Source organism: Dellaglioa sp. CoH-55-MRSF-6 (assembly GCF_056782215.1).
Genome location: NZ_JBXAYJ010000003.1, coordinates 1 through 14533 on the forward strand (window position 1 = coordinate 1; position 14533 = coordinate 14533).

Annotated in this window: 6 protein-coding genes, 8 tRNA genes and 1 riboswitch; all 14 genes read left to right on the forward strand. The window is 36.9% G+C overall.

The genetic code is table 11. The features are described 5' to 3' along the window. The first annotated feature begins 77 nt into the window (after positions 1–77). Positions 78–150, forward strand: a tRNA-Val gene (locus AC1RPK_RS03685). Positions 151–153: 3 nt separating this feature from the next. Further along, positions 154–226, forward strand: a tRNA-Lys gene (locus AC1RPK_RS03690). Positions 227–244: 18 nt separating this feature from the next. After that, positions 245–326 (forward strand) — tRNA-Leu (locus AC1RPK_RS03695). Positions 327–340: 14 nt separating this feature from the next. After that, positions 341–416: transfer RNA gene (locus tag AC1RPK_RS03700), tRNA-Thr, on the forward strand. 15 nt (positions 417–431) lie between these two features. After that, positions 432–503 (forward strand) — tRNA-Gly (locus AC1RPK_RS03705). Positions 504–514: 11 nt separating this feature from the next. Then, positions 515–603, forward strand: a tRNA-Leu gene (locus AC1RPK_RS03710). Between the two features lie 28 nt (positions 604–631). Next, a tRNA-Arg gene (locus tag AC1RPK_RS03715) sits at positions 632–705 on the forward strand. A 12-nt stretch (positions 706–717) separates the two neighbouring features. After that, positions 718–791, forward strand: a tRNA-Pro gene (locus tag AC1RPK_RS03720). A 129-nt stretch (positions 792–920) separates the two neighbouring features. Further along, positions 921–1388 carry a CtsR family transcriptional regulator gene (locus AC1RPK_RS03725; RefSeq protein WP_481761623.1) on the forward strand — a complete coding sequence of 156 codons (468 nt, stop codon included), beginning with the start codon at positions 921–923 and terminating at the stop codon, positions 1386–1388. Between the two features lie 14 nt (positions 1389–1402). Further along, positions 1403–3880 carry an ATP-dependent Clp protease ATP-binding subunit gene (locus tag AC1RPK_RS03730; protein ID WP_481761622.1) on the forward strand — a complete coding sequence of 826 codons (2478 nt, stop codon included), beginning with the start codon at positions 1403–1405 and terminating at the stop codon, positions 3878–3880. Between the two features lie 65 nt (positions 3881–3945). Further along, positions 3946–5292, forward strand: coding sequence for a glutathione-disulfide reductase (gene gorA, locus AC1RPK_RS03735; RefSeq protein ID WP_481761621.1), 1347 nt, complete (start codon positions 3946–3948; stop codon positions 5290–5292). Between the two features lie 264 nt (positions 5293–5556). Then, on the forward strand, positions 5557–9147 hold the full coding sequence (rpoB, locus tag AC1RPK_RS03740; RefSeq protein ID WP_481761620.1) for a DNA-directed RNA polymerase subunit beta: 3591 nt from the start codon (positions 5557–5559) through the stop codon (positions 9145–9147). Positions 9148–9243: 96 nt separating this feature from the next. Further along, on the forward strand, positions 9244–12897 hold the full coding sequence (rpoC, locus tag AC1RPK_RS03745; RefSeq protein ID WP_481761619.1) for a DNA-directed RNA polymerase subunit beta': 3654 nt from the start codon (positions 9244–9246) through the stop codon (positions 12895–12897). Between the two features lie 143 nt (positions 12898–13040). After that, positions 13041–13138, forward strand: a riboswitch (purine riboswitch). Between the two features lie 65 nt (positions 13139–13203). Then, complete coding sequence (locus tag AC1RPK_RS03750; RefSeq protein ID WP_481761618.1) at positions 13204–14529, forward strand: nucleobase:cation symporter-2 family protein; 1326 nt, start codon at positions 13204–13206, stop codon at positions 14527–14529. Positions 14530–14533: the final 4 nt, after the last annotated feature.

Here is a 14533-nt window from a genome sequence, read left to right on the forward strand (position 1 = left end):
TAAGCTTCTTAGCGCCAAGAGTAGTTGGGGGTCGCCCCCTGCGAGGGTAGGACGTTGCCATGCTTTTTTTATTATTTGGAGGTTTAGCTCAGTTGGGAGAGCGTCTGCCTTACAAGCAGAGGGTCACAGGTTCAAGCCCTGTAACCTCCATTTGAGCCGTTAGCTCAGTTGGTAGAGCATCTGACTTTTAATCAGAGGGTCGACAGTTCGAGCCTGTCACGGCTCATTTTCAATTCCACATTCTGCGGGTGTGGCGGAATTGGCAGACGCACTAGATTTAGGATCTAGCGTCGTAAGACGTGGGGGTTCAAGTCCCTTCACCCGCATCATTTTCAGTTATGCCGACTTAGCTCAGTTGGTAGAGCACCTGATTTGTAATCAGGGGGTCGGGCGTTCGAATCGTCTAGTCGGCACCATTTTTTAATTTTTTTGCGGAAGTAGCTCAGTGGTAGAGCATCACCTTGCCAAGGTGGGGGTCGCGGGTTCGAATCCCGTCTTCCGCTTTTCAATAAATGCCGGGGTGGCGGAACTGGCAGACGCACAGGACTTAAAATCCTGCGGTGAGTGATCACCGTACCGGTTCGATTCCGGTCCTCGGCACCATTTATTGTTTTAATTTTATATTTTTAATGCACCCATAGCGCAACTGGATAGAGTGTCTGACTACGAATCAGAAGGTTGTAGGTTCGACTCCTACTGGGTGCATTTTTTTGTGTTCGGGAAATAGCTCAGCTTGGTAGAGCACCTGGTTTGGGACCAGGGGGTCGCAGGTTCGAATCCTGTTTTCCCGATTAATTGAAAAAGGAATTTAAACTTTATGTTTAAATTCCTTTTTTTGTTTAGGACAAATAACTTTCAATTTTAATTTATATTTCGTATAATGAAAGTCAACATTAGTCAAACTATTTGAGGTGATGAATATGCAGGGTCAGAATATTTCTGATGTGATTGAGAAGTATTTTAAGAAAATTCTTTTAGACGAAAAAGAAATAGTCATTAAACGTTCTGAAGTTGCTGAATTATTTAATTGTGTACCATCGCAAATAAATTATGTTATTAACACGCGATTTACTATTCAAAATGGATATGTAGTAGAGAGTAAACGTGGTGGCGGTGGATATATTAGGATAGAAAAGGTAAATCTTTTTGTAGATCAAGAATTTATTCAAACAATAGAAAATTTAATTGGTACAAACGTATCCCAACAAGAAGGTTACGATATTATTCAAAGTTTATATGATGAGAAGACATTGACAAAAAAAGAATCAAATTTAGTTTTAGCTATAATAAAGAAAGATGTTTTTCTTGGTATGGATACAGAATCAGAAAATATGATACGCGCTAAAATGTTGATTAATTTAATTAATCGCTTACGATATGAAGAGTAGAAAGAGGTAATAATATGGATAATTTATTTACGCCGAGTGCAAAAGAAGTTCTTATTCGAGCACAGGAAGCTGCTAAACACTATCGTCAACAAGCCGTTGGTACTGAACATTTACTTTTGGCTTTGTCTGAAGTACAAAATGGTATTGCAGATAAAGTATTGAAACAATTTAATGTTGATCCAGAAGATATAATGGAAGAAATCGAAAGATTCACTGGTTATGGATCATTGAGATTAAATAAAAATGATAATTATTTACCTTACTCACCAAAAGCAAAAATGATTTTATCAATTGCTAACGATGAAGCTAAAAATTTAAATGCAAGTAAGGTGGGTACAGAGCATCTTTTACTAGCGCTAACAAGTAATAATGAAATATTATCATCAAGAATTATGGGCGGATTAAGTGCTGATGTTAAGCAGGTACGTAAAATGATTTTCCGTCAACTTGGTGTCAGTGAAGTTCAGATGAGACAAAAGAATCGTGGTAAACAAACTCCAGAAGAGGGAACACCTACATTAGATGAATTAGCACGTGATTTGACTAAAATGGCTCGTGATAAGCAGATTGACCCTGTAATTGGTCGAGATTCTGAAGTGAAAAGATTAACTCAAGTATTGAGTCGTCGAACTAAGAATAATCCAGTGTTAATTGGTGAACCTGGTGTTGGTAAGACTGCAATCGCTGAGGGGTTTGCTCAACGATTAGTTGACGGAAACGTTCCTGAAGACATGATTGGAAAACGATTAATGATGCTTGATATGGGATCATTAGTTGCGGGAACAAAATATCGTGGTGAATTTGAAGATCGGTTAAAGAAAATATTGAAAGAAGTATACACGACTAAAGATGTTATTTTATTTATTGATGAATTACACACGTTAATTGGTGCAGGGGGTGCAGAAGGTGCAATAGATGCATCTAATATATTAAAACCTGCATTGGCTCGTGGTGAAGTTCAAGTTATTGGTGCAACGACATTAGATGAGTATCAAAAATACATTGAATCTGATGCTGCTTTGGAACGACGTTTTGCGACAATCACAATCAAAGAACCAACAGAAGCACAGACTGTTGATATTTTAAAGGGACTCCGACCTAAATATGAGGCACATCATCGCGTGCAAATTACCGATGATGCAATTGAAGCAGCAGTAGAAATGGGTAATCGATATATTACTGATCGATTCCTACCTGATAAGGCGATTGATTTAATGGATGAAGCCGCTGCTCAGGTTCGTATTGAGCGCCCAAGGACTAAATCAAAATTAAGTAAAAAACAAGATCAACTTGACGAATTGCGTCAACAAAAAGATGATGCAGTTAGTCAGCAAGATTTTGAATTAGCTGCGGGTATTCGTACAAAAGAAATGCGTGTTAAAAAGCAGGTTGAAGATTTAGAAGCCGAAAAAAATGCTGCCGTTAAGTCTAGTGCAGAACATTATGATATAAAGGTAACTAGCGAAGAAATTGCAGGAATTGTTTCTGATTGGACAGGTGTTCCAGTACAACAATTGAATAAAAGTGAAAGTGATCGCTTAATTCATCTTGAAGACATTTTGCATAAACGTGTTATTGGTCAAAATGAGGCAGTTAGCTCAATTGCAAAGGCTATTCGACGTGCTAGAAGCGGATTGAAAAATCCAGCAAGACCAATTGGTTCATTCATGTTCCTTGGGCCAACGGGTGTTGGTAAAACTGAATTAGCTAAGGCACTTGCTGAAGCTATGTTTGGCTCTGAAGAAGCAATGATTCGAGTGGATATGTCGGAATATATGGAAAAATATAGTACAAGTCGCTTGATTGGATCGCCACCAGGTTACGTTGGATATGATGAAGGTGGACAATTGACTGAAAAAGTTCGTCAGACACCATATTCTGTTGTTCTCTTGGATGAAGTTGAAAAAGCGCATCCTGATGTTTTTAATATTTTACTTCAAGTGTTAGATGATGGATACTTAACAGATTCTAAAGGACGTCGTATTGATTTTAGAAATACAATTATCATTATGACATCTAACTTAGGTGCAACTGCCGTTCGTGATGAGAAGTTTGTTGGATTTGGTGTAGAATCTGAAAAAGATGAATATAAGGCAATGTCTGGAAAAATTCGCGCGGCTCTTAAAAAAGCCTTTCGTCCAGAATTTTTAAACCGAATTGATGAATCAATTATATTCCATTCATTAACTAAAGTTGAATTACATGAGATTGTGAAATTGATGACTAAAGAAGTTATTGATAGGTTGAAGGAACAAGATATTAAGGTTAAAATATCACCTGCAGCAATTGATGTGATTGCTAAGGCAGGGTTTGATCCAGAATATGGTGCTAGACCCATTCGTCGTGCATTACAAACAGAAGTTGAGGACCGTCTAAGTGATATTCTTCTTTCTGGTCAAATAAAAGATAATGATAATATTACAATTGGTGCTGTAAAAGGTGTTATCAAAGTAACGATTAAAGAATCAAAAACTAAAGTAGCAGTGAAGTAAACTTAAAAAGGTGTAACTATTCATGTAGTTGCACCTTTTTTATCACTAGAAAAGGAGTGTTATCTATGGAAAAAATAGATCTTATTGTAATTGGTGGAGGCTCTGCTGGAATTGCAGCAGCAAATCGAGCTGGTTCTTTTGGAAAAAAAGTAATTTTAATAGAAGGAAATGAAATTGGTGGAACTTGTGTCAACGTTGGATGTGTACCTAAAAAGATTATGTGGTCTGCAGCAGCGTTAGCACAAGATTTTGATTTAGCTACTGATTATGGGTTTACTAAACAACAGCCGCAACTTGATTTTGAAAAATTAGTTGCTAACCGTTCTGCATATATTGAACGATTACATGGCGCATATTTCAGAAATTTAGATAAAAATCAGGTACAAGTCATTAAAGGCTATGCAAAATTTATTGATAATCAAACAGTTGAAGTTAATGGCTCAAAATATGTCTCAGAGCACATACTAATTGCAACTGGTGGAACACCCAATATACCCGACATTCCTGGCGCAACGTATGGGATTGAATCTAATCAATTCTTTGATGATTTGAAAGAATTACCTGCTAAAGTTGCGGTTATCGGAAACGGTTATATTGGTACTGAACTTGCTGGAACGTTGAATGCACTAGGGTCAAAAGTTCACATGTATGCAAAATACGACACGTTGTTACCTAATTTTGATGAATTAATTTCAACAAATGTAACAGAAACGTATATAGAAAATGGAATTGATATTAGTTTTAACTCAAAGGTGACAGAGTTGAAACGGCGAAGTGATGGTAAATATGAAGTTATTACCAATGATGACTCATTGGTCGTAGATTGTGTTATTTGGGCGGTTGGCCGCCGACCAGTTACCGATAAAATGAATATTTCTGCCACAAATATTAAATTAAATGATAATGGTACTATTGTGGTCGACGAGTATCAAAATACATCAGTTGCTGGTATTTATGCGACTGGGGATGTTATTGGTAAACTTGACTTAACACCTGTTGCAATTGCAGCTAGCCGAAGATTAATGGAGCGTGTGTTTAATAATAAACCTACGGAACATTTAGATTATAAATTGGTACCCACAGTGGTATTCTCACATCCAGTTGCTGGAACGATTGGTTTAACTGAAGCTGAAGCAACTTTAGAATATGGTCAAGAAAATCTAAAAATTTATCGATCATCATTTACACCAATGCGTTATAGTTTAGGTGATAGTAAGGTGAAGGAAAACCTGAAGTTAATTACGGTTGGTAAAGATGAACGAATTGTTGGATTACATGGTGTTGGAGAAGGCATGGACGAAATGCTACAAGGATTTGCAGTAGCAATTAAAATGGGCGCAACTAAAAAAGATTTCGATGATACAGTTGCTATTCACCCAACGAGTGCTGAAGAATTTGTGACGATGACTTAATGAGCACGAACTGTTGACATCCGATTCAATAGCGTATATGATAATTAAATGTATAATACTGTGAATTTTTATAGCTGATTACGATCTATTGTCCGTAAGAAGCCTTATAGAGAGACAAAAATGGTGATTATTTAAAAATAAATAAACTGTTTTTGTTTTTTCTTTTGCCAAAAAAACCGATTTTTTCGTCTAGTATGCAATTTGTAATCAAACTGTAATATAAAATCATCGGACTTTGGCAGGTTTACAGAATAAATTTGAGAGGTGACTAATTTGGCTGGACATTTAGTAAACTACGGTAAACACAGTACACGTAGAAGTTACGCACGTATCAAAGAAGTTTTAGATTTACCTAATTTAATCGAAATTCAAAGTGACTCTTACCAATGGTTCTTGGATGAAGGTCTTCGTGAAATGTTTGAAGACATCATGCCAATTGACGATTTTGCTGGTAACTTATCATTAGAATTTGTTGATTACCAATTATTAGAACCTAAATACACTGTAGATGAAGCACGCGCACATGATGCGAACTATTCGGCTCCATTACATGTTACATTACGTTTAACTAACCATGAAACTGGCGAAATTAAATCTCAAGATGTTTTCTTTGGTGATTTCCCATTAATGACAGAACAAGGAACATTTATCATTAATGGTGCTGAACGAGTTATTGTTTCTCAATTAGTTCGTTCACCAGGGGTTTACTACAATGGTTCATTAGATAAAAATGGCCGTGAAACATATGGCACAACTGTTATTCCTAACCGTGGTGCATGGTTAGAATATGAATCAGATGCTAAAAATATTTCATATGTACGTATTGATCGTACACGTAAAATTCCATTAACTGAATTGGTCCGCGCTTTAGGATTTGGTTCTGATGATGAAATTATTGAAATGTTGGGTAACAATGATAGCTTAATGCTAACACTTGAAAAAGATGTTCATAAAAATACGGATGATTCACGTGTTGAAGAATCTTTAAAAGATGTTTATGAACGTCTACGTCCCGGCGAACCTAAAACAGCTGATAGCTCACGTAGTTTATTGACAGCTCGTTTCTTTGATCCAAAACGTTACGACTTAGCTCCAGTTGGTCGTTACAAAATTAATAAAAAATTAAGCTTGAAAACACGTTTATTGAACCAAACATTAGCTGAAACATTGGCTGATCCAGATACTGGTGAAGTACTTGCACAAAAAGATACCGTAATTGATAAACAAGTTATGGAAACTTTAGCACCATATCTTGATCGTCAAGATTTCAAGACGGTCACATACCACCCATCAGAAGATGGTGTTGTTACTGAACCTATGGTACTTCAAATCGTTAAGGTTTATTCTCAAGTAGACCCAGAACGTGAGATGCCAATGATTGGTAATGGCAATATTGACTTACAATACAAACATATTGTACCTGCTGATATTATTGCTTCAATGAACTATTTCTTTAATTTAAAAGAAAATATTGGTTCTGTGGATGATATTGATCATTTAGGTAACCGTCGTATTCGTTCAGTTGGTGAATTACTACAAAATCAATTTAGAATTGGTTTATCACGTATGGAACGTGTTGTACGTGAACGTATGTCAATTCAAGATACAACAACTGTTACACCACAACAATTGATTAACATTCGTCCTGTTGTGGCTTCTATTAAAGAATTCTTTGGTTCATCTCAATTATCACAATTCATGGATCAAACTAATCCACTTGGTGAATTGACACATAAACGTCGTCTTTCTGCCTTAGGACCTGGTGGTTTGACTCGTGATCGTGCTGGATATGAAGTTCGTGATGTTCATTACACGCATTACGGTCGTATGTGTCCAATTGAAACGCCTGAAGGACCTAACATTGGTTTGATTAATAGTTTATCAAGTTATGCACGTGTTAACCGATATGGTTTTATTGAAACACCTTATCGTCGTGTGAGCTGGGAATCACATCAAGTAACTGATAAAATCGATTACTTGACTGCTGATGAAGAAGATAACTATGTTATTGCACAGGCTAACTCACCATTAAATGAAGATGATTCATTTGTAAATGAACTCGTTATGGCTCGTAATCGTTCAGAAAATATCGAAATCGGTATTGATAAAGTCGATTACATGGATGTTTCACCTAAACAAGTTGTGGCTGTTGCTACAGCATGTATTCCTTTCTTGGAAAATGATGATTCTAACCGTGCCTTGATGGGTGCCAATATGCAACGTCAAGCTGTTCCTTTAATCAATCCTCATTCACCACTTGTTGGTACAGGTATTGAATATAAGGCAGCTCATGATTCTGGTGTCGCTTTAATTAACAAAAACGAAGGTACTGTTGAATACGTTGATGCACGTGAAATTCGTGTTCGTCGTGAAGATGGCGCTTTAGATAAATACAAATTAATGAAATTCCATCGTTCAAATGGTGGTAAAAACTACAATCAACGTCCAATTGTTCGTGTAAACGATCATGTTGATGCTGATGAAATTTTAGCTGATGGTCCTTCAATGGAAAATGGGGAATTAGCTTTAGGCCAAAACCCATTAGTTGCCTTTATGACTTGGAATGGTTATAACTTTGAAGATGCTGTTATCATTAACGAACGTCTTGTTCGTGATGATGTCTACACATCAATTCATATTGAAGAATTTGAATCAGAAGCACGTGATACAAAATTAGGACCTGAAGAAATTACTCGTGAAATTCCTAATGTTGGTGAAGATTCATTAAAAGATCTTGATGAATTTGGTATCGTCCGTATTGGTGCTGAAGTTAATGATGGTGATATCTTAGTTGGTAAAGTAACACCTAAAGGGGTTACTGAATTATCTGCTGAAGAACGTTTATTACATGCTATCTTTGGAGAAAAGGCTCGTGAAGTACGCGATACTTCATTGAAAGTTCCTCATGGTGGTGGCGGTATTGTTCAAGATGTTAAAATCTTTACTCGTGAAGCAGGGGATGAATTAAGTCCTGGTGTTAATATGATGGTTCGTATCTACATTGCACAAAAACGTAAGTTACGTGTGGGTGATAAGATGGCTGGACGTCATGGTAACAAAGGGGTTGTTTCAATCGTTGTCCCTTCTGAAGATATGCCTTACATGCCAGATGGTACACCAGTTGATATTCTTTTGAATCCCATGGGTGTTCCTTCTCGTATGAATATTGGACAAGTTTTAGATCTTCATTTAGGTATGGCTGCTCGTAAATTAGGTATCCATGTTGCAACACCAGTTTTTGATGGTGCTCGCGATTCAGATATCTGGAATGTCTTTAAAGAAGCTGGAATTTCAGATGATGGTAAGACAATCTTATATGATGGACGTACAGGTGATGCATTTGATAACCGTGTTTCTGTAGGTGTTATGTACTATATGAAACTTGCTCACATGGTTGATGATAAAATCCATGCTCGTTCAATAGGACCATACTCATTAGTAACGCAACAACCATTAGGTGGTAAAGCACAATTTGGTGGACAACGTTTTGGTGAAATGGAAGTTTGGGCACTTGAGGCTTATGGTGCTGCTTACACGTTACAAGAAATTTTAACGTATAAATCTGATGATGTTGTGGGTCGTGTGAAAACATACGAAGCAATTGTCAAAGGCGAACCAATTCCTAAACCAGGTGTTCCTGAATCATTCCGTGTTCTTGTTAAAGAATTACAGTCATTAGGATTAGATATGAAAGTACTTGATGCTAAAAAGACTGAAATTGAATTACGTGACATGGATGATGACGATGATGATATCGTTAATGTGGATGCGTTAAGCAAATTAGCTAATGAACAAAAAGAGAAAAAAGCTAAAGAAGAAGCCGAAAAAATGGCTGCTGAAATGAACAAAGAATAATTTTGGCTTAGTTACTGAACTCAAATTTGTGTGGATGAAGCTAATGCTTAGTTTGAGAAATCCAACACACTATAAAACTAAAGGGAGGTCGGTCCTTTGATCGATGTCAATAAATTTGATAGCATGCAAATTGGCTTAGCATCTTCTGATAAGATTAGAAGCTGGTCATATGGTGAAGTTAAAAAGCCCGAAACAATCAATTATCGTACATTAAAACCTGAAAAAGACGGACTATTCGATGAACGTATTTTTGGACCAACAAAAGATTGGGAATGTGCCTGTGGTAAATACAAACGTATTCGCTATAAAGGTATCGTCTGTGATCGTTGTGGTGTTGAAGTTACTCGTTCTAAAGTACGTCGCGAACGTATGGGTCATATTGAATTAGCTGCACCAGTTACACATATCTGGTACTTTAAAGGAATTCCAAGTCGTATGGGTCTTGTCTTAGACATGAGTCCTCGTGCTTTGGAAGAAGTTATCTACTTTGCTTCTTACGTTGTTACTGAACCTGGTAACACACCTCTTGAAAAGAAACAGTTATTAACAGAACGTGAATATCGTGAAAAACGTGAAGAATACGGGACTGAATTCGAAGCTGGAATGGGTGCTGACGCTATTCGTCATTTATTACGTGATGTTAATCTTGCTGGTGAATCTGAAGAATTAAAAGAAGAATTGAAAGATGCTACTGGCCAAAAGAGAACACGTGCTGTTCGTCGTTTGGACATTTTAGAAGCATTCTTACTTTCTGAAAATGAACCTGCATGGATGGTTATGGATGCTGTTCCTATTATTCCACCTGACTTACGTCCAATGGTTCAATTAGAAGGTGGCCGTTTTGCCACTTCTGATTTGAATGATTTATACAGACGGGTTATTAACCGAAATAACCGACTAAAACGTTTATTAGATTTGAACGCTCCTGGTATTATTGTTCAAAATGAAAAACGTATGTTACAAGAAGCTGTTGATGCATTGATTGATAATGGTCGTCGTGGCCGTCCAGTTACTGGACCTGGTAACCGACCATTGAAATCTCTTTCACATATGTTGAAAGGTAAACAAGGACGTTTCCGTCAAAATTTACTTGGAAAACGTGTTGATTATTCAGGCCGTTCAGTTATTGCTGTTGGACCAACGTTACAAATGAATCAATGTGGTATTCCTCGTGAAATGGCTTTGGAATTATTCAAACCATTTATGATGAAAGAACTTGTTAAACGTGAAATGGCTTCAAATATTAAAAATGCTAAACGTAAACTTGATCGTCGCGATGAAGATATCTGGGATGTTTTAGAAGAAGTTATTGTTGAACATCCAGTTCTCCTTAACCGCGCACCAACACTTCATCGTCTTGGTATTCAAGCTTTCGAACCAATTTTAGTTGATGGTAAAGCAATTCGTCTTCATCCCTTAGCTTGTGAAGCTTACAATGCTGATTTTGATGGAGATCAAATGGCTATCCATGTACCTTTATCTGATGAAGCACAAGCAGAAGCTCGTTTGCTTATGTTAGCTGCTCATCATATCTTGGCACCTAAAGATGGTAAACCAGTTGTAACACCTTCTCAAGATATGGTTTTAGGTAACTACTACCTTACAATGGAAGAAGCTGGCCGCGAAGGCGAAGGTATGATCTTTAAAGATGCTAACGAAGCTGTAATGGCTTACCGTAATGGTTACGTTCATTTGCACACTCGTATTGGATTACAAACAGCAACATTAGCTGCTGAAGGTAAACCATTTACAGATTGGCAAAAAGAACGCATTATGATAACAACTGTTGGTAAAGCAATCTTTAATGAAATTTTACCTAATGAATTTGCCTACATTAATGAACCTAAGAATGATAACTTAATTAATAAAACAGCCGACAAATATTTTGTTGAACCTGGTCAAAATATTGGTGATGTTATTAAAGCACAAGAAATTATTTTACCTTTCAAAAAAGGATTCTTGAGTGATATCATTTCTGAAGTTTATAAACGATTTAAAGTAACTGAAACGTCTAAGATGTTAGATCGTCTTAAAAACTTAGGTTATGATCAATCAACACATGCTGGTATTACAGTTGGTATTTCTGATGTAACTGACTTAAAGGAAAAACCTGCAATTATTGAAGAAGCTCATAAACAAGTTGCTTTAGTTGCAAAACAATTCCGTCGAGGTTTGATTACAGAAGATGAACGTTATGAACGTGTTATTGCTATCTGGACACAAGCAAAAGATGATATTCAACAAAAACTAATGGAAGCATTGGGCACACAAAATCCTATTCAAATGATGAGTGATTCTGGAGCCCGTGGTAATATTTCTAACTTTACTCAATTAGCTGGTATGCGTGGTTTGATGGCAGCTCCTAATGGTAAAACAATGGAATTACCTATTATTTCTAACTTCCGTGAAGGTTTGTCAGTGTTGGAAATGTTTATTTCAACTCATGGGGCTCGTAAAGGTATGACTGATACGGCCTTGAAGACTGCCGATTCTGGATACTTGACTCGTCGACTTGTTGATGTTGCTCAAGATGTTATTATTCGTGAGAAAGATTGTTTCACTGATCGTGGCTTAGATGTATCAGCTATTAAAGAAGGAAATGAAATGATCGAACCATTGTATGACCGTATCTTAGGTCGTTATGCAATGAAGACCGTTAAAAATCCTGAAACTGGTGAAGTTATTGTCGCTTCAAACGAAATGATCGAAGAAAGCAAAGCGCAAGCAATTATCGCTGCTGGAATCGAACAAGTAACTATCCGCTCAGCATTTACATGTAACACTAAGCATGGGGTTTGTGAACATTGTTATGGTCGTAATATGGCTACTGGTGATCAGGTTGAAGTTGGTGAAGCAGTTGGTACTGTTGCTGCTCAATCAATCGGTGAACCCGGAACTCAATTAACAATGCGTACTTTCCATACTGGTGGGGTTGCTGGAGATGATATTACACAAGGGTTACCTCGTGTTCAAGAAATCTTCGAAGCACGTAATCCTAAAGGTCGTGCTGAAATTACAGAAGTAACAGGTATGATTGAAGCAATTGAAGAAAATCCTGCTGAACGTACTAAAGAAGTAACAGTTAAAGGTGAAACTGATACACGAACATATAGTTTACCTTATACTGCTGTTCTTAAAGTTGCCGAAGGTGATAAAATTCATCGTGGTGAAGCACTAACAGTTGGTTCAATTGATCCTAAACAATTAATTCAAGTTCGTGATGTTCTTTCTACGGAGAATTATATTCTTCGTGAAGTTCAAAAAGTATATCGTATGCAAGGGGTAGAAATCTCTGATAAGCATGTGGAGGTTATGTCTCGTCAAATGTTACGTAAGGTTCGCGTTATGGATCCCGGTGACACAAATGTATTACCAGGTACTTTAATGGATATCATGGATCTTAAAGAAGATAACTATAAGACATTGATCAAAGGTGGCATTCCAGCTACTTCACGTCCTGTCTTACTTGGTATCACTAAAGCATCTCTAGAAACAAACAGTTTCTTATCAGCTGCATCATTCCAAGAAACAACTCGTGTTCTTACGGATGCTGCTATTCGCGGTAAGAATGATCCATTAATTGGTCTGAAAGAAAATGTTATTATTGGTAAGATTATTCCTGCCGGTACTGGTATGCCAGATTACCGTCAAATTAAACCAAAAGAAACAGGTTCAATTTCAGCTAATGTTTATTCAATCTCAGATATTGAGAAACGAATGAAAGAAGAAGAAGCTAGCGTGAACGATTAACGTCATAGCTAAAAAAGAACAATTCTTATTAATTTAAGAGTTGTTCTTTTTTTTGTGCTTTATTAGCGAACAATTAACGCTTACATTTTAATAACGTCCGCAAACCATTGTATGGGTAAATAGACTGTGTTAATATTGTCATACAATAAAAAATACTGATCACCTATATAATGTCATGATATGGATGCTAGTTTCTACCCGGAGCCGTAAATTCCGGACTATATGTGAGTTAAAGCAAGCATGTATTAGGCATGAAATCCATAGAAAATCCGACTTATTAGTGTGAAAGATAATGTGGAGGATCAAATGAAGAATAGCACGGAATTAGAAAATAGTAGTTTGGATGAATCTAATTTATCAAATTTTAGAGCAGCAATATTAGGATTACAGCATTTATTAGCCATGTATTCAGGCGACATTTTGGTACCATTATTAGTTGGGGCTGCACTTGGGTTTAGTACAAAACAAATTACTTATTTAGTTTCGATGGATATTTTCATGTGTGGGATTGCAACATTATTACAATTGAAACGCACACGTTTTACTGGCATTGGTTTACCTGTAGTACTTGGGTGCGCGATTGAATACGTTGCACCATTGACTGCAGTAGGAAAACATTTTGGATTAGGAACAATGTATGGATCAATTATTGCTGCTGGTATTTTTATATTTCTAATTTCGGGATTCTTTGCAAACATTAGAAAATTCTTCCCACCAGTAGTGACAGGATCATTAATTACGTTAATCGGATTAACGTTAATTCCAGTTGCCTTTACCAACATGGGCGGTGGGGATGTGACAGCCAAATCATTTGGTAGTATCCCTAACTTAATAGTTGCAGGTGTAACCATTGCCGTTATTTTAGGCTTGAACATTTGGGGCCGCGGATTCATTCAACAAGTGGGTATCTTAATTGGTATTTTAGTTGGTGTGGTCGTTGCCTCATTTATGGGAAAAGTAACATTAGACCCAGTTAGCCAAGCTAATTGGTTTCAATTACCCCATGTTTTTATGTTTGCTGCCCCTAAATTTGAATGGTCATCAATTGTGACTATGATATTAGCAGCGTTAACAACTATGATTGAATCAACTGGTGTATTTTTTGCGCTGGGAGATATCGTTGGTCGTCCAATCAGAAAAGATGATTTAAAAAAAGGGTACCGTGCTGAAGGTATCGCAGCTGTTTTAGGTGGTATCTTTAATACGTTCCCATACTCGACATTTTCACAAAATGTTGGAATTGTGCAACTATCAGGAATTAAAACGAAGAAACCTGTTTATTTTTCAGCGTTCTTTTTAATTGCTTTAGGGTTACTTCCTAAAATTGGTGCAGCAGCAACTGTCATTCCAGCAGCCGTTTTAGGTGGTGCTATGTTAGTTATGTTCGGTATGGTTGGTGCACAAGGTATTAAAATGTTGCGCGAAGTTGAAGGTAGTAATAGTAATTTATTAATTATCGGTATTTCGGTCAGCTTAGGACTTGGTGTAACAGTACAACCAGCATTACTCCAAGCATTACCCTTAACAATCCAGACCATTTTTGGTAATGGACTTGTTGTCGGTAGTCTGTCGGCTGTTATCTTAAATATTCTATTCAATTATGGTCATTTGAATGACGCAATCGAAGATTAAAGTA

Excerpts from the sequence above, each read along its gene's own strand:
- AC1RPK_RS03725 (WP_481761623.1), top strand. The coding sequence starts at position 921 with ATGCAGGGTCAGAATATTTCTGATGTGATTGAGAAGTATTTTAAGAAA.
- AC1RPK_RS03730 (WP_481761622.1), top strand. The coding sequence starts at position 1,403 with ATGGATAATTTATTTACGCCGAGTGCAAAAGAAGTTCTTATTCGAGCA.
- gorA (WP_481761621.1), top strand. The coding sequence starts at position 3,946 with ATGGAAAAAATAGATCTTATTGTAATTGGTGGAGGCTCTGCTGGAATT.
- AC1RPK_RS03750 (WP_481761618.1), top strand. The coding sequence starts at position 13,204 with ATGAAGAATAGCACGGAATTAGAAAATAGTAGTTTGGATGAATCTAAT.